The sequence below is a fragment of the Aquabacterium sp. genome, assembly GCF_029946005.1.
Taxonomy (GTDB): domain Bacteria; phylum Pseudomonadota; class Gammaproteobacteria; order Burkholderiales; family Burkholderiaceae_C; genus Aquabacterium.
On record NZ_JAQSDR010000008.1, the window covers coordinates 217392 to 233629 of the forward strand.

A 16238-nucleotide genomic window follows, 5' to 3' on the forward strand; every position below is an offset into this window, starting at 1 on the left:
CACCCTGATGGCGGGCGTGGACGAAGCCGGACGCGGCCCTTTGGCTGGGCCTGTCGTGGCCGCTGCCGTCATCCTGGATGATCAGCAACCCATCAAGGGCCTGGCCGACTCCAAGAAGCTCACGGCCCGCCAGCGCGAGCGCCTGTTTGACGAGATCCGGGCCAAGGCGCTGTGCTGTTGCATTGCCGAAGCCAGCGTCGAAGAGATCGACCAACTCAACATTCTGCACGCCACCATGCTGGCCATGAAGCGAGCGGTTGAGGGCCTGCGCCTCAAGCCCGGGCTGGTGCTGGTCGATGGCAACCGCATTCCTGTGCTCAAGGTGCCCGCCGAAGCCATCGTCAAAGGCGATGACAAGGTGCAAGCCATTTCAGCCGCGTCGATCCTTGCCAAGGTGTACAGAGACCGCCTGTGCCTGCAACTGCATGAAGCGCATCCTCAGTATGGCTTTGACCAGCACAAGGGATATCCGACGGCGGACCACCTGGCTGCCTTGCGTGAGCATGGCGCCATTCAGGCCCATCGCCGCAGCTTTGCGCCCGTCAGGGCGGCGCTTGACTTGATGGCAGCGAGGCCCGAGCCGTGGTGATGCCCGCCAACGTGCAGCCCATCACTTCGCGCGACAACCCTTTGGTGCAGCGTCTGCGCAAGCTGGCCCAGGATCCAGCCGCTTACCGCAAGCTGGGTGAAGTCTGGCTGGAAGGGGATCATTTGTGCTCCGCCTACCTGGCACGGGGCAAGAAGGCCGCTGTGGCGGTGATCGCCGATACCGCCTGGCTGGGTGAGCATGGCCTGGGCAATGGTGGTGACCCGCTGGCCTACAAGCTGACGGCCCTGGCACGCCAAGCTGACAAGGTGGTCGTGTTGCCAGAGTCGATCTGGAAGGGTTTCACGGGGCTGGAGTCACCGGCCCGCCTGGGTTTCCTGGTGCAGACGCCCTTGTTGGGAGATGGACTGGCCACGGCGGATGTGCGTGCGGGCGTGCCCACGGTGGTGCTGGACCGCGTCCAGGACGCCGGCAATGTCGGCAGTATTTTGCGCAGCGCTTCGGCCTTGGGCGTGTTGCAGGTGGTCGCCATGAAGGGGACGGCCGCTTTGTGGTCGCCCAAAGTGCTGCGGGCCGGCATGGGCGCCCACTTTGCATTGCACCTGGTGGAGCAGGCCTTGCCCGAGCACTTGGCAGGTTTGCAGGTGCCCATGGTGGCGACCAGCTCCCATGCAGACCACGAACTGCCTCGCGCGCCCCTGCCTGAGCCCTGCGCCTGGGTTTTGGGTCACGAAGGGCAGGGCGTGGGACCGCAGATCATGGCGCTGTGTGCTCACACAGTGTCGATTCCTCAACCTGGCGGCGAGGAGTCGCTCAACGTGGCTGCTGCGGCGGCCATTTGCCTTTACGAGTCATTGCGCCGTCGATGTGGCGGCATTTGACCTTGATCAGGATCTGGCTATTCAGACTTTGGACTGGTCCGGCGTCAGAGATCTAGAATCAAAGCATGGACCAATCACTCAAACCCCGCCTTCATGCTGTATGCGCCTCAAGCGGCGGCGAGACCAACTATGTTTCGGCCACCCTGGCGATCTACCTGGACGTTTACAACGTGTTCCAGTCGCTGGTGAGCATCCTTGGTTTTGTGGGCGGCGACCGCGACTGAGCTCTTGATGCCACTTTGGATGCGTCGTCTGGCCCTGGCATTGGGCGTGGTGGTACTGGGCCTGGCGGGCGGGGCGTCTTACCTGCTGATCACCTTTGATCCCAACCGTTACCAAAGCCTGCTGACCGATTGGGTGCAGACGAACAAGCAGCGCACCTTGGTGATCGGGGCGCCCATGGAGTTGAAGGTCTTCCCCAAATTGCGGCTCAAACTGGCCAAGGTCACTTTGAGCGAACACCAGCGTGCTGATGAGTTCCTGGCCGTGGATGAGGTGGAGTTGTCGGTCAACGTGATGCCCTTGCTCAGGCGGCAATTGGTGATCGACCAGATCAGCGCCAAGGGCGTGCGGATGACCTACCAGCGCGATGCCCAAGGCCGCGCCAACATCGACGATCTGCTGAAGAAAGACGAGCAGCCTCAATCGCCCGGTGCACCTTCCGATCCCTTGCAGTTTGATGTGGCGGGCATTCAGTTGAAGCAGGTGCAGGCTAAGGTGCAGGATGCCAAGACTGGCCTGACAGGGGCGTTGATGGTGAACAGCCTGAGCGCTGGCCGCCTGGCCGACGGAGTGCCCACGGACGTTAAGCTGGATGTCGCGTTCGATGTGAGCCAACCGCAGTTGGCCAAGGGCGCTTTGAACGGCGCATTCCGCATCACACCCTGGTTGGCCACGGGCTCGGCCGATGTCGATCAGATCAAGCTGTCCTTGGCGGGCGATGTGCCCGGTGTGCGGGCCTTGCAGGCCGGTTTGGAAGGCGCGTTGGCCTGGGATGGTGAGCATGCGTCGCTCAAGGCGCGCGCGCTGGTGGCCGAGGTGTCGGGGCAGGTCGGTGGGCCGCCGGGCAAGCCGGCCCTGGTGCTGGACAAGAGCCGCGTCAGCGTCGATGCCTTTGCCTACGACCCTGCTCAGCAGTTGATGGCTGTGAGCAAGCTGGCCGTGGCCTTGACCGGGCAGCAGGATGGCCATGCTTTGAGCTTCAAGCTGGATTGGCCCGAGCTGGACGTCAAGGGCGATCAGCTCAAGGGCAGTGCGCTGCAGGGGCAGTTCAAACTGTCCGGGCCCATGGCGGTGGAGGCGCAGTTCGCCAGCCAGTCGCCCAGGGGCGGGTTCTCGGCCATCAAGGTGCCGGGCCTGAAGGTTGGTTTCAAGGTGAGCATGGCGGGGCAGGGTGGCCAGCGCGAGGTGGCTGGCCAGTTGTCCGCCAACGTGTCGGCGCAACCGGTTCAAGCGGCTGGCGCGCTGGAAGCTTTGAACCTGCAGGCCCGTATCCAGGAGCCCTCGCTGCAGCCCTTGGTGATTCAGATGGATGGCCGGGCCGCGATGGCACCGGGTGGGGCCGCGCAATGGGCCTTGAAGGGGCAGGTCAACGACAACCCATTCTCGTCCGAGGGCACAGCGACGCTGGGCAAGGGCGTGCCGCAGGTGCAGGCCCATGCGCGCTTCGCGGCCTTGGACTTGAACCGGCTGCTGCCGGCACCTGCGGGCGGAGCCGCTTCCGCACCAGCCACGCCCGGCGGTGCCGCGCCTGATGCGCCTGTGGACCTGAGCGCCTTGAAGGCCATCAATGGTCAATTCAAGTTCAGCGCGGGCACGCTGGTGTACCGCCAATACAAACTGGCCGACGCCGAATTGAACGCAGCCCTGGACAAGGGGCACCTGAGTTTGTCCAGGCTGTCGGCCAAAGCCTGGGGCGGGCGCGTGGTCGCCAGTGGCTCGGCCGATGCCGCGCCGCAGCGCATGGCCCTGCAAGCCCAAGCCGACGGTATCGACATCCTGGCCATGCTCAAGGACGTGGCGCAGAAGGACGTGTTGGAAGGCACTGGCCAGGTCAAGCTCGATGTGCATACAAGTGGGGTCAAGGCGTCGCAACTGGTGGCGGGACTCAACGGCACGGCCGCCATGCAGTTGCGCGATGGCGCGGTGCGCGGCATCAACCTGGCCAAGTCCTTGCGTGAGTTCAAGGCGAAGTTGTCCGGGCAAAGCGATGCCGTTCAGCGCGCATCGCAATTGGAGAAAACCGATTTCACCGAGATGGCGGGCACCTTCAAGATCACGAACGGCGTGGCCCACAACGAGGACCTGGCGGCCAAGAGTCCTTTCCTGCGCTTGGGCGGGCGTGGCGACATCAACCTGATGGCGCGTCAGCTGGATTACACCGTCAGCGCGACGGTCACCGGCACGATCAAGGGGCAGGGCGGCGTGGGTGCCGATGCCTTGAATGGGGTCACGGTGCCGGTGAAGTTGAAGGGGCCGTTTGATGCGCCGGACTGGCGGATCGCGTGGTCGCAGGTTGCCGTGGGGGCCCTGCAGAACACGGTCAAGTCCCGGTTGGAAGACGAGCTCAAGGCCAAGCTGGGACTGGGTGGCGCGGTGGCACCTGCCGCGTCAGGCGCGAGCGAGCCCGCTACACCTGCCAAGTCTCTTGAAAAGCAACTGAAGGATCAGCTCAAGGGCCTGTTCCGCTGATCAACCGACGTCGATCAGTATTCGCTGCTGTTGCTGTAGCTGCCTGGCGCCAGGTTCTCGAACCGGGTGTTGGACTTCACGAAGGCCAGCTTGACGGTGCCCACAGGCCCGTTACGCTGCTTGCCGATGATGATCTCGGCCACGCCCGGCTCTTTCGATTCCTTGTTGTAGTACTCATCGCGGTAGATGAACATGATGACGTCGGCATCCTGCTCAATGGCGCCGGATTCGCGCAAGTCGGACATCATGGGGCGCTTGTCGGGGCGGGTTTCAACGCTTCGGTTCAACTGCGACAGGGCGATCACCGGGCATTGCAGTTCCTTGGCCAAGGCTTTCAAGCCCCGCGAGATTTCGCCGATGACCGTGGCGCGGTTTTCTTCGTTGCCGCCTGAGCCGCTCATCAGTTGCAGGTAGTCGACGATGATCAGGCCGAGGGTGCCGCCGAACTGGCGCGCCAGGCGGCGTGCGCGTGAACGCAACTCACTGGGAGTCAAGGCGGCGGTCTCGTCGATGAACACATTGGCGGATTTGAGCTTGTCGACGGTTTCGCTCAGGCGGCCCCATTCGTCGTCACTCAGGCGCCCGGTGCGCAGGTTTTGCTGGTTGATGCGGCCGATGGAGCCCACCATCCGCAGCGCCAATTGCGAGGCGCCCATTTCCATCGAGAACACGGCCACGGGCAAGCCTTCGTTGACAGCGACGTTCTCGCCGATGTTCAAGGCAAACGCGGTTTTACCCATGGAAGGGCGAGCCGCCAGAACGATCAGGTCGCCCTTTTGCAGGCCAGCGGTCATGCTGTCCATCTCGACGTAGCCGGTGCGCACGCCGGTCACGTCTTCGGCGCCGTTGTCGGCCAGCTCCTGCACGCGGTCCAGCAGGCTGACCACGAGGTTGTCCATCGAGTGGAAGCCCTGTTTGTTGCGGTTGCCTTCTTCGCCGATCTTCAGGATCTTGGATTCGGCCTCGTCCAGGATGGTCGATACCGGCTTGCCTTGCGGGCTGAAGGCCGCGCTGGCAATCTCATCGCTGGCGGTGACCAGCTTGCGCAGCACCGCGCGCTCGCGCACGATCTCAGCGTAGCGGCGCATGTTGGCCGCGCTGGGCACGCTCTGCGCCAGGGCGTTGAGGTAGGCGATGCCACCAACGTCGGTGGACTTGCCCAGGTTCTGCAGGTTCTCGTACACGGTGATCACGTCGGCTGGCTTGGACGCGTTGATCATCTGGTGGATGGCCTTGAAGATCAGCTGATGTTCATGGCGGTAGAAGTCGTCTTCGGACAGCAGGTCGGCGGCCCGGTCCCAGGCGCTGTTGTCCAGCAGCAAGCCCCCCAGCACGCTTTGTTCGGCCTCGATGGAGTGCGGCGGCACCCGCAGGCGAGACACTTCATCGGAGCTCAGCGAAGAAGAGGCGCCCGAGGCGGAAAACGGAATGGGGAATACAGCAGACATGGGTGGAGATGATACGGGCCGTGCCGCCGCCTGCCTGTGGACAACTCTGGGGGCAACCGGGGGAAATGCTGGGGATTGGCGTGGATAAGTTCAAACCGCCTTCACGCCCCGTAGCTCTGCCGCGATTTCGTAAGAGCGCAGCCGGGCGGCGTGGTCAAACATCTGGGAAGTGATCATCAACTCGTCGGCGCCGGTGCGCTCTATGAACTGGTTGATCGCGGTGCGCACCGTGGCAGGCGAGCCGATCGCGGTGCATGACAGGACCTGGTCCAGCATGGCGCGGGCCGTGGGGTCCAGGCGGTCTGCGTAACCCGCCATGGGGGGCTGCAAGCGCGATGGGCGCCCGCTGCGCAAGTTGACAAAAGCCTGCTGCATGGAGGTGGCCAGGAAAGCGCCTTCTTCGTCGCTGTCGGCCGCGAACACGTTGAAGCCCAGCATGACGTGGGGCTTGCTCAGCTGCGCGGAGGGTTTGAAGTTGGCGCGGTACATGGCCACCGCTTGCAGCATCTGGGCTGGGGCAAAGTGAGAGGCGAAGGCGTAAGGCAGGCCCAGCACCGCGGCCAGTTGTGCGCCGAACAGGCTGGAGCCCAGGATCCAGACGGGCACGGAGAGCCCCATGCCCGGCACGGCGCGCACGGGTTGTTTGGGCGCGGAAGAGAAGTAATCCATCAGCTCGACCACGTCTTGCGGAAACTCGTCGGCGTCGGAGCCCAGATTGCGGCGCAAGGCGCGGGCCGTGGCTTGATCAGAGCCGGGTGCTCGCCCCAAGCCCAGGTCGATACGGCCAGGGTACAGCGAGGCCAGGGTGCCAAATTGCTCGGCGATGACAAGTGGCGAATGGTTGGGCAACATGATGCCGCCAGCCCCCACCCGGATGGTGGACGTGGCCCCCGCCACGTGCCCGATCAGGACCGCGGTGGCCGCGCTGGCGATGCCTGGCATGCCATGGTGTTCAGCCAGCCAGAAGCGTTGGTAGCCCCAGCGTTCACCATGCTGGGCCAGGTCCACCGTGTGCCGAAAAGACTGGGCGGCATCGCCACCTTCGACGATGGGGGACAAGTCAAGGATTGAAAATGGAATCATGGTGGCGAGTCTGCCGCCTGAAAGGCTAAGGGCTGCGCGCCCCGTCACATAGACCCCAGGCTTGGCAATGAGATGAACCCGCTGGGCCGTTGGCTAGAACGCGGTGGGCGCATCTCCGGGCTGCCAGGCGGGGTACTTGGCCATCACGGACTGGAACAAGGGTGACTCGACCCGCTGATTCAGCCAAATCCGCAATGCGGGGAACGGTGCGCTGGCAAACCAGTCGGCATCCACTTGGGCGAACTGGCGGATGAAGGGAGCGATGGCCATGTCGGCCAAGCTTGGCAGGTCGCCCAGCAAGCAAGGCGTCTCGGTCAAGCGTTGGTTCAGGTCCCGGATGCACAACTCGACGGCCTGATCCCGGTAGTCGAAGAACGTTTGCTCAGGATGCCGCTCGGGGTATTTATAGCGGTCCAGCAGCGCCTTGAAAGGGCCATCGTTGCGGTCGATCAAATCGCGGGTTAACGGGGCAGCTCGGTCAATCTGCCAGCCTTCAGGATCGGCTTGCTGCAAAGCCCAGTCCATGATGTCGAGGCTTTGCTCAAGGACTCGGCCATCGGGCAGTTGCAGCACCGGCACCGTGCCTTTGGGCGAGATCGCCAGCAGGGCTTGGGGCTTGTGTCTAAGCACCACTTCGCGAAGCTCCAGCGGGACTTGGGCGCATTTCAGGGCGAGGCGGGCGCGGATGGCATAGGGACAGCGGCGAAACGAATACAGGATGGGCTGCTGAGGCATCGGCGTTCAGTGTTCAGCTTTGTCCGTGGCGGACTCCAGCCCGGCGTCGATCGCCTCCAGCAAATCCTTGACGTTGATCGGCTTGGTGATGTACCTGAAGAACCCAGACGCCAGCCCCTGGTTGATGGCGCGGGGCATGGCATTGGCAGTCAGCGCGATGACCGGGATGTGCTCGGTCTTGGGATCTTTGCGCAAGATGGCCTGCGCCGAGGCGCCATCCAGCCCGGGCAGGTTGTTGTCCATCAGGATCAGGTCGGGCAAGTGGGCCCGAGCCAGTTCCACGCCCATTCGGCCATCAGGGGCCGAGAGCAAGCGGATGTCGGGCCGGGTGCTCAGGATCTGCTCCACCAGCTTGAGGCTTTCCGGGTTGTCTTCCACGTAGAGCACGGTGTAGCAATTGTGAGGGTGATGCTCAATCTTGGACGCCATGGCCGTGGTCACCTCATCGTGGACGAATGTCGGCATGGGTTCGCTGGCGTTCAGCTCGATCCAGAACATGCTGCCCATGCCCACCGTGCTGGTCACCCCGATCTCGCCGCCCATGGATTCCACCAGGTGCTTGGTCACCACCAGGCCGATGCCCGTGCCTTCCTGCGCGCCGGCCTCCTGGCCGAGTCGGTTGAAAGGTTGGAAGAGCAGCTTGAGTTGATCCTCGGTCAGCCCCATGCCCGTGTCTTGCACCGCGACCCGAATGCGCCTCTCGCCGTGCGCACTGCAGTCCACCACCACGGCCCCCATGTCGCGGTTGTATTTGATCGCGTTGGACAACAGGTTGAGCAGCACCTGCTTCAAGCGCGTGCGGTCGGCCATGACGGTCAGATCACAGGACGCGGGAAAGAGTGTGCGGACGCCGCGCTGATCGCCCAGGGGTTCCACCATGGTCTGGCAGTCCTGCAGAACTTCTTGAAGGGACACCGGCTCCAGCGACAGCGACAAGTGACCCGATTCGATCTGGGCCAGGTTGAGGATCTCGTTGATCAACTCCAGCAGGTGGCGCCCCGCCCGAAGGATGTGCTCGGTGAAAGTCTTTTTCTGCTCGGCCGTGGGCGACATCACGTCCGAGGTGAGCAACTGGCCGAAGCCGATGATCGCGTTCAGCGGGGTGCGCAATTCATGGCTCATGCTGGACAGGAACTCGGACTTGGCCTGGTTGGCGCTTTCGGCCGCCTGCGTCGCCAGATTCAGTTCTTGGTTCGAGGCTTCGAGCTGCCGGGTGCGCTCCTGCACGCGTTGCTCCAACTCCTCATTCAGCCGCATGATCTCGTGCTGAGCGTTGCGCCGCTCATCGACCTCGCGCACCTTCTCTCTGTTGGAGGTCTCCAGTGCCAGCGTGCGCCGTTCAATCTCGATCAGCATGTTGTTGAAGGAGTCGACCAATTCGCCCAGCTCGTCATCGTTGGTCTTTTTCACACGGCGGGAGTAGTCGCGCTGGGCCACTACCTCACGCGCAGTCTTGCCCATGTCCAAGATGGGGCTCATCACGATTTTCTGCAGCCACATGGACACCAGGAAGGCGACCAGCATCGACAAGGCCGAAACCCCGACCGCGATGCCCGCGTAGCTCACGACCCGATCAAAGAGTTCATAGTCGGCCTTCAAGTACACCGTGCCCAGCACCTTGTCGTCCTCGACAATGCGCGTGAAGATCACCAGGCTGGCTTTGCTGATGTCGACTTGGTCGGCTTGCGCACGCGGGGGCAGGGGGGCTTTTTCGCCCAGGGCGGCATAGGTGGCGAACAGCGAACCGTCGGGGCCATAGATGGCGGCGGCACGGACCTTCGGCTGAAATCGCAGGGTGCCCAGGTTGTCGCTGGCCGCGCGCTTGTCGTCAATCGACAAGGCGGGCGCGGTGGTCCGTCCCAGCAATTGGGCTTGCGCAGTCATGTCATCGACCCAACCGCGGTGGTAGGCGCGCAGGTCGTAAGTGATCATGGCGCCCAGTGCCACCACCAACGCTGCCAGCGTGGTGAGCAGCATCATGGCCAGCAGCTTGCGCTGCAATGAGCCCTGCAACGCCCTGATCATGGTGACGGGCTCGCCGTCTTTGGTGCCGCCATCTGTTTCCTTTGGTGGTGTATTACTGGCTCCTTTGAAACCCATGCAGGAGAAAGTAGCTTGCGCTGCGCACCAATTTACGCGGAATATGCCAACTCGGCCAGCCGGTGACTTGATTCACCCTGCTTGACTCAGGACAAGCGCATGGGTTTTCGCAGCGGCAATGAAAAAGGACACCGCTAGGGTGTCCTCATGAGGGTGCCGGTGAAGCGCTGTGACTTAGACGCGCTTCTTGTACTCGTGCGTGCGGGTGTCGATTTCGATCTTGTCGCCCGAATCCACGAACAGGGGCACGGGGATCTCGAAGCCGGTGCCGACCACGCGGGCAGGCTTCATGACCTTGCCAGAGGTGTCGCCCTTGACGGCGGGTTCGGTTTCGATTTCGCGCACGATGGTCGTGGGCAGTTCGACCGAGATGGCCTTGCCGTCGTAGAACACGACTTCAGCAGCCATGCCGTCTTGCAGGTAGTTGATCGCGTCACCCATGTTCTCGGTTTCGATCTCGAACTGGTTGTACTCGGCGTCCATGAAGGCGTACATGGGGTCGGCGAAGTAGGAGTAGGTGCACTCCTTCTTGTCGAGGATGACCTGGTCCATCTTGTCGTCGGCCTTGAACACGGTTTCTTGACCGAAGCCGTTCAGCAGGCTCTTCATCTTGATTCGGACCGTGGCGGCGCCACGGCCACCGCGGCTGTATTCGGTTCTCAGGACGACCATCGGGTCCTTGCCCTGCATGATCACGTTGCCAGCGCGGATTTCTTGTGCGGTTTTCATGGTGGATTCCCGAGGGGGTCGTGTTTGAGCAAAGCCTTGGATTTTAACGCCTATCCAGGACAAATCCGCAAAGCTGAGTCACCAGATCACCAATTTCAAGCAATCTTTGCCGGGAGGCATGGCTGCCGGCGGCCCATCGCGGGTCGTCCAACAGGCCATTCAGCGACTCAAACCCCCGTGCTGAAGCAGGCGTCAAACCGTTCCAGCTCAGCCAAAGCCCGCGCACGTCGGAGGCCAAATCATCGGGCCAGTCGGCCATCCATCGGTCCATGAAGGCTTCCAGCTTGCCCGCGTGAACACCGTCTTCCTGAGGGTAAATGTGCCAAAGGTGGGGCTGGCCGGCCCAAAGGGCGCGAACGGCGGAGTCTTCGCCGCGCACAAAATTGAGGTCGCAGGCCCATAACAGGCGGTCAAACTCGCGCTGGCTGAGTGGTGGCAACTCGTGCAGGCTCAGGTGGCTGGTCGGCGCTGCTGCTGCTTGCCACTGCCGGGCCAGTTGCGTGGCAAAGCCTGGGGTGAGCAGCACCTGTGTGGGATAGCCACCGGCGGCCAGCGCATCCAACAGGGCGCCCACAGGGGCCTGTTCATAGCAAAAAAGCGCAAGGCACCGAGCAGTCGGGGGGCGCACGCTGATGCCCAAAGTCGCCAGCCATTGGTCCCGATGCTGGTGCGGGGTCGCCTCCCAGACCTGCCGTGCACTCATCAAGTCTGCTTCGCGCAGCAGCCCGCCTGTGGCGCGGGTGAAGCCCGGGTAGAAAAACCATTTGGACAAGCCCGCGCCGGGCCCGCTCATCACGGGTGAGGGCAAGCCATGGCAGCGCTCCACCCACTGCTCGGCGCTCAGGTATTCCAAGTTGATCCACACTGGCGGCGCAGGGCGCTGCATGCGGGCCACGAAGGCGTCTGGCGGGTTGCAGCCAAAGGCCTCGACGACGATGTCGCCGGGTTCCAGGACTTCTGCATCCCAATGAAGCACCTGGACGCTCGGTGACCGAAGCGCCGCAGGGGCCATCCAGGCCAGGGCACTGGCATCATCCACCCACAACCGAACCGCGTGACCACGCTCTGCCAGGTCATGGCTTAAGCGCCAGCACACACCGATGTCACCGAAGTTGTCGATGACGCGGCAAAAAACATCCCACAACATGGTGGCGGGCTCAGGCCGGTTTCAGCACGTGCAGCAGCCAGCGGTTGAGGTCGGCGATCTCGGCGGCGCAGACTGAATGCGGCATGGGGTATTCATGCCACTCGATCTGGTAGCCCAAAGATTGCAGCGTGTCGCGTGAAGCCGTGGCACGGACGAAGGGCACGATCGGGTCGTGTGTGCCATGCGCCATGAAGATGGGCACCTCGTGGTTGCCCGTGTGGCGTTCAGTGGCCGTCTGAGCGGCCAGTGGCAGGTAGCCTGACAGGCCGACGATGCCTGCCAGGCGCTCTTCATGGCGCAACCCTGTCTGCAGGGCCATGGCGCAGCCCTGCGAAAACCCCATCACCACGATGCGCGAGGCGGGCACACCCCGTGATTTCTCGCGGGCGATCAGGGCTTCGACCGTGGCTTGTGATTCGCGCAGGCCTTGTTCGTCTTCACGGCGCGTGAGGTCGGCGCCCGTGATGTCATACCAGGCCCGCATCACGTGGCCACCGTTGATGGTGACCGGCCGCGTGGGCGCGTGCGGGAAGATGAAGCGCACTGGCCCCACCGAGGCCAGGTTCAACTCCTCGGCCACCGGCACGAAGTCATTGCCATCCGCGCCCAGGCCGTGCAACACGATGATGCTGGCCGTGGGCTGGTCGCCCGTTTCAATTTCGATCAATTCAAGCGACATGATGGCTGGCCCCGAGGGTGGTTAACGGCCCATTTTAATGATGTGCTCAGTGGCTGTCAGGGATCCAGTTGCCGTGAAAGCCTGCCGGCACGCGCACGGGCAGGTGAACAATGGCCTGAGGCGGTCCGGTCAGGTCCTGCGCGTTGACCACGACCAGGTCACTGCGCTGGGTGTTGGCATCGTGCACATAGGCCATCAGCCAGCCGTCGTCTTCGGCCGTGCCACCTTGGCGCGGTACGAACACGGCCTCGCCAGTGGAGCGCCCGGCGCCATGGTCGTGGGTCAGCGTGGTGCCGGTGTGCAGATCATGGCGGAACAGTCCGCGCGCTTGTTCGGCGTTGCTGAAGCCCACCGTGTAGGCGTAGCGGTAAGGGCGCGTGTTCAGAGTCTCGTTGCAACGCGGAAACTCCTGGTTCTGCTCCGATATCACGGTGCGCTTCACGGCGCCACGTGCCGGATCGATGTGCCAGCGCTCAAAGGTGATGCGGGTGCCATCGGCCTCCGGCCCAATGCGCGAACGGTCGAACATGCGGGCATGCACCACCACGTCCAGCATCACGCCGCCATCGTCCAGGTCGTAGGCATTGCAGGTGTGGAAGACGTAGCAGGGGTCGACGGGGATCCAGCGCACATCCTTGGCGGCGCCATCTCTGGGCAGCAGGCCCACACGAGCCTGGTGTCGATCATTCCAGCCATAGGGCAGGCCCGCGCCCTGAAACACGTGCTTGACCGAGAAGGTCACCGGCAGGTCCAGGATGATGACCTGGCTGCGCGTGATAGCGCAGTCGTGGATCATCGGGCCGTGCTTGACCGGCACCTCTACCACCTTGGTGACCTGGCAGCGGGCATCGACCACGACGTGGCTGATGCGATTGGGCTTCAAGGCGTCGTAGCAGATGGCGTGGGCCTCGCCTGTGACCGGGTCAATCCGTGGATGCGCGGTGAACGCGCGCAAGGCCGTGCTGTCGAACAGGCCATGCTTGACGGTGCCCAGTTCGCCATCCAGTTCAACGGGCAGGGCACCCGCTTCGACAGACGCCCAAATGCGGCCGCCGTGCCCGAAGACATTGGTGTTGACCGCATCCACCACCCCGCGCCGTGGGCCAGGCACCTTGGGCAGGTTTTGGTGGCGCCGCACCGAGTCGGTCCCGATCCAGCGATTGCGGTACCAGGCGGCCTGGCCATTCTCCAGGCGCAAGCCATGCACCATGCCGTCACCCGTGAACCAGTGGTAGGCCCCGGGGTTGGACACGTGCATGGGGTTGGGGCCAATGCGCGCGTACAGGCCATTCAGCTCTCGTGGCAAGTCGCCAGTGATTGTCAGTTTGGTCTCGGTGCGCTCTTCGGACACGGGTGCGTAGATGCCTTCCAGGTACCGGTTTGAATCCGAGTACGGCACGCGACTTTTCATCCGGGCACTCAACCAGCCGACCGCGCGTTCTTTCAATGAGAGTGAAGACATGACTTTATTTCCTTTGCCGAATGACTTAATGTGTACGGTGTCAACACTCTGAAATCTAATGTGTACAATGTCAACATAAATGCTGTAAAACCCTTGTGATGGCCAAGCCTTCCTCCACTCCCTCCGGTTCCTATCACCATGGCAATTTGCGTTCAACCCTGGTGGAGCAGGGCTTGGTGCTGCTGGAAAGCAGTCAGCAGGGCGAATTGAGCCTGCGCGAACTGGCCCGCCATGTCGGCGTATCGGCCAATGCCGCATACCGCCACTTCGCCAACAAGGAAGCGCTGTTGGCGGCGCTGGCTGCAGAAGGATTCCGTCGGCTCAACGCGGCGCAGATCCAGGCCGCCATGGCATCGTCTGACCTCAAAAAAGGCTTCCGCCAGTCAGGACGTGCCTATGTGCAGTTCGCCCAAGACAACCCCGCCTTGTTCCGCTTGATGTTCAGCCGATTGACGTCTGGCAACCCTACCGAGGAGTTGTCGGAGGCCAGCAAGGCGTCATTCCAGACCTTGCAGACGGCGGTGTCGGCCGTGACCGGCGTACCCCTTGACGACCAGCAGACCACGGTGATCGCCATGGTGGCCTGGAGCCTCGTGCACGGACTCAGCCACCTGGTGCTGGACGGCCAGCTGGATCACCATGGCGACAAGGCCGATGACTTGATCGACCAGGTCATCGGGATGCTGCAGACCCCCAGTCCGCCAAGGTGACGCCTGCCCTCGGCAAGGCACCACGTTGTCCGCGACAATGCCGCCCATGACCGTGCCCACCGACACCGATCCAGCCCCATTGCCGGAACCTCAAGCCGAATCCACGCCTGAAGAGGCGGCGATCCACCGTGCCCAGGTCTGGAGCCGCTTGCTGCTGGAAGTGGCGGCCTTGCCGGGGTTGCCGGGCGTGTACCGCTACTTCGACGCCAAGGGCGACGTGCTTTACGTGGGCAAGGCCCGTGACCTCAAAAAGCGCGTCTCCAACTACTTCCAGAAGACTCACGGCGGCACGCGCATCGGGCAGATGATCTCGCGCATCGTGCGCATGGAAACCACGGTGGTCCGCAGCGAGGCCGAAGCCCTGCTGCTGGAAAACAACCTGATCAAGACGCTCAACCCGCGCTTCAACATCCTGTTCCGCGATGACAAGAGCTACCCCTACCTGAAGATCGCGTCCCACGACTTTCCTCGCCTCGCCTATTACCGTGGCTCGGTTGACCGCAAGCACCGCTACTTTGGGCCGTATCCCAACGCTTGGGCGGTGAAAGAGTCCATCCAGCTGCTGCAAAAAGTGTTCTTGCTGCGCACGTGCGAGGACTCCTTCTTCAAGCACCGCACGCGACCCTGCTTGCTCTACCAGATCAAGCGCTGCAGCGGCCCTTGCGTCGACCTGATCAGCAAAGACGACTACCAACGTCACGTCCTGCAAGCCGAGCAATTCCTGCTGGGCGAGCAAGAAACCGTCATGCAAAGCCTGCAAGCGCAGATGATGAATTACGCCGAGCGCATGGAATACGAGCAGGCCGCCGAGATCCGCAACCAGATCAGCGCCTTGTCCAAGGTGCTGCACCAGCAGTCCGTTGACACGGCGGTGGACAAGGACGTGGACGTGCTGGCCGTGAAAGTGGAGGGCGGCCGTGCTTGCGTGAACCTCGCCATGGTGCGCGGCGGGCGACACCTGGGCGACCGGGCCCATTTCCCGGTGCATGTGCAAGACCACGCGCTGGCCGAGGAAGAGCAAGAATCCACCTCCCTCGACCTGGCCCAGGCCACCGAGGTGCGGGTGCTGGAAGCCTTCCTGGCGCAGCACTACCTGGGTGGTGTGGTGCCATCGTTGCTGGTGCTCAGTCACCCGGTGGACCCGGCCCTGATCGCCGCCCTCAGCGAGCACTGCGAACACAAGATCCAGACCTTGATCCAGCCCCGCGAAGAGCGCCGTGCCTGGCTGGACATGGCCATCACCGGGGCCGACCTGGCCCTGGCCCGTTTGCTCAGCGAAGAAGGCTCGCAGCAAGCCCGCACCCGTGCCCTGGTCGATGCCCTCGACCTGGCCCTGGACCCTGGCGACAGCGGCAGCGGTGAAGGCAGCGACCCCCAGGCCAAACTGCGCATCGAATGCTTCGACATCAGCCACACCGCAGGCGAAGCCACCCAGGCATCGTGCGTGGTCTACGAACAGCACCGCATGCAGTCCTCGCAATACCGACGCTACAACATCAAGGACATCACCGGGGGCGATGACTACGCCGCCATGAAGCAGGTGCTCGAGCGCCGTTACGGTTCAGCCAAACCCGAGCACATCCCCGATGTGGTGCTGATCGATGGCGGCAAGGGCCAGGTCTCCATCGCCCGCCAGGTGTTCGAAACCTTGGGCCTGGACCTGTCCATCATCGTGGGCGTTGAAAAAGGCGAGGGCCGCAAGGTGGGCTTGGAAGAACTGGTCTTTGCCGATGGCCGCCCCAAGCTGCAACTGGCGCCCACCTCGGCCGCCTTGATGCTGGTCGCGCAGATCCGCGACGAGGCGCACCGCTTCGCCATCACCGGAATGCGCGCCAAACGTGCCAGTGTGCGCACGGGCGGCAGCCGCCTGGAGGACATCCCCGGTGTGGGCCCCAAGCGTCGTGCCAAACTATTACAACGCTTTGGCGGCGTTCGCGGCGTCAGTTCGGCCAGCATGGAAGAGCTGGCCACCGTCGAAGGCATATCCAGAGAACTGGCCGAGGAGATTTACCGTGCCTTGCACTGA

General features: G+C 63.2%; 13 protein-coding genes and 1 pseudogene. 6 read left to right on the forward strand and 8 right to left on the reverse strand.

Features of this window, described 5'->3' with window-relative positions:
- The first annotated feature begins 7 nt into the window (after positions 1 to 7).
- The 4 genes and pseudogenes from rnhB (at position 8) to PSV38_RS06025 (ending at position 4119) form a co-directional block, all read left to right on the forward strand.
- Complete coding sequence (gene rnhB, locus PSV38_RS06010) at positions 8 to 589, forward strand: ribonuclease HII (protein ID WP_300546043.1); 582 nt, start codon at positions 8 to 10, stop codon at positions 587 to 589.
- Complete coding sequence (locus PSV38_RS06015; protein WP_300545921.1) at positions 589 to 1428, forward strand: RNA methyltransferase; 840 nt, start codon at positions 589 to 591, stop codon at positions 1426 to 1428. The genes rnhB and PSV38_RS06015 overlap by 1 nt, the downstream gene beginning before the upstream one ends.
- A gap of 113 nt (positions 1429 to 1541) precedes the next feature.
- Positions 1542 to 1652 (forward strand): annotated as a pseudogene (locus PSV38_RS06020) (BAX inhibitor (BI)-1/YccA family protein); the annotation flags it as partial.
- A 7-nt stretch (positions 1653 to 1659) separates the two neighbouring features.
- Positions 1660 to 4119 (forward strand): AsmA family protein, encoded by a 2460-nt coding sequence (locus tag PSV38_RS06025; RefSeq protein WP_300545923.1) that lies wholly within the window; start codon positions 1660 to 1662, stop codon positions 4117 to 4119.
- A 14-nt stretch (positions 4120 to 4133) separates the two neighbouring features.
- Here the strand turns inward: PSV38_RS06025 and dnaB are convergent, their stop codons facing one another.
- From dnaB to PSV38_RS06065, 8 genes are all read right to left on the reverse strand, one after another.
- Positions 4134 to 5567: a replicative DNA helicase gene (dnaB, locus tag PSV38_RS06030; protein WP_300545925.1), complete on the reverse strand. Its 1434-nt coding sequence runs from the start codon at positions 5565 to 5567 to the stop codon at positions 4134 to 4136.
- Between the two features lie 90 nt (positions 5568 to 5657).
- Positions 5658 to 6650, reverse strand: a complete 993-nt coding sequence (locus PSV38_RS06035) for an LLM class flavin-dependent oxidoreductase (RefSeq protein ID WP_300545926.1) — start codon at positions 6648 to 6650, stop codon at positions 5658 to 5660.
- 93 nt (positions 6651 to 6743) lie between these two features.
- Positions 6744 to 7385: a glutathione S-transferase gene (locus PSV38_RS06040; RefSeq protein ID WP_300545927.1), complete on the reverse strand. Its 642-nt coding sequence runs from the start codon at positions 7383 to 7385 to the stop codon at positions 6744 to 6746.
- A gap of 6 nt (positions 7386 to 7391) precedes the next feature.
- On the reverse strand, positions 7392 to 9410 hold the full coding sequence (locus PSV38_RS06045; RefSeq protein WP_300545928.1) for an ATP-binding protein: 2019 nt from the start codon (positions 9408 to 9410) through the stop codon (positions 7392 to 7394).
- A gap of 249 nt (positions 9411 to 9659) precedes the next feature.
- The gene (gene efp / locus PSV38_RS06050; protein ID WP_300545930.1) at positions 9660 to 10214 is read right to left on the reverse strand and encodes an elongation factor P; all 555 of its coding nucleotides are present in this window, start codon (positions 10212 to 10214) and stop codon (positions 9660 to 9662) included.
- A 43-nt stretch (positions 10215 to 10257) separates the two neighbouring features.
- Entirely contained in the window at positions 10258 to 11361 is a 1104-nt protein-coding gene (gene earP / locus PSV38_RS06055) for an elongation factor P maturation arginine rhamnosyltransferase EarP (RefSeq protein WP_300545931.1), read from the reverse strand.
- Between the two features lie 10 nt (positions 11362 to 11371).
- Positions 11372 to 12040 (reverse strand): dienelactone hydrolase family protein, encoded by a 669-nt coding sequence (locus PSV38_RS06060; RefSeq protein WP_300545932.1) that lies wholly within the window; start codon positions 12038 to 12040, stop codon positions 11372 to 11374.
- Between the two features lie 46 nt (positions 12041 to 12086).
- Positions 12087 to 13502, reverse strand: coding sequence for a carotenoid oxygenase family protein (locus PSV38_RS06065; protein WP_300545934.1), 1416 nt, complete (start codon positions 13500 to 13502; stop codon positions 12087 to 12089).
- A 98-nt stretch (positions 13503 to 13600) separates the two neighbouring features.
- Here PSV38_RS06065 and PSV38_RS06070 point away from each other — a divergent pair, with 98 nt between their 5' ends.
- The gene (locus PSV38_RS06070; protein WP_300545935.1) at positions 13601 to 14212 is read left to right on the forward strand and encodes a TetR/AcrR family transcriptional regulator; all 612 of its coding nucleotides are present in this window, start codon (positions 13601 to 13603) and stop codon (positions 14210 to 14212) included.
- Positions 14213 to 14258: 46 nt separating this feature from the next.
- On the forward strand, positions 14259 to 16238 hold the full coding sequence (gene uvrC, locus PSV38_RS06075) for an excinuclease ABC subunit UvrC (RefSeq protein WP_300545937.1): 1980 nt from the start codon (positions 14259 to 14261) through the stop codon (positions 16236 to 16238).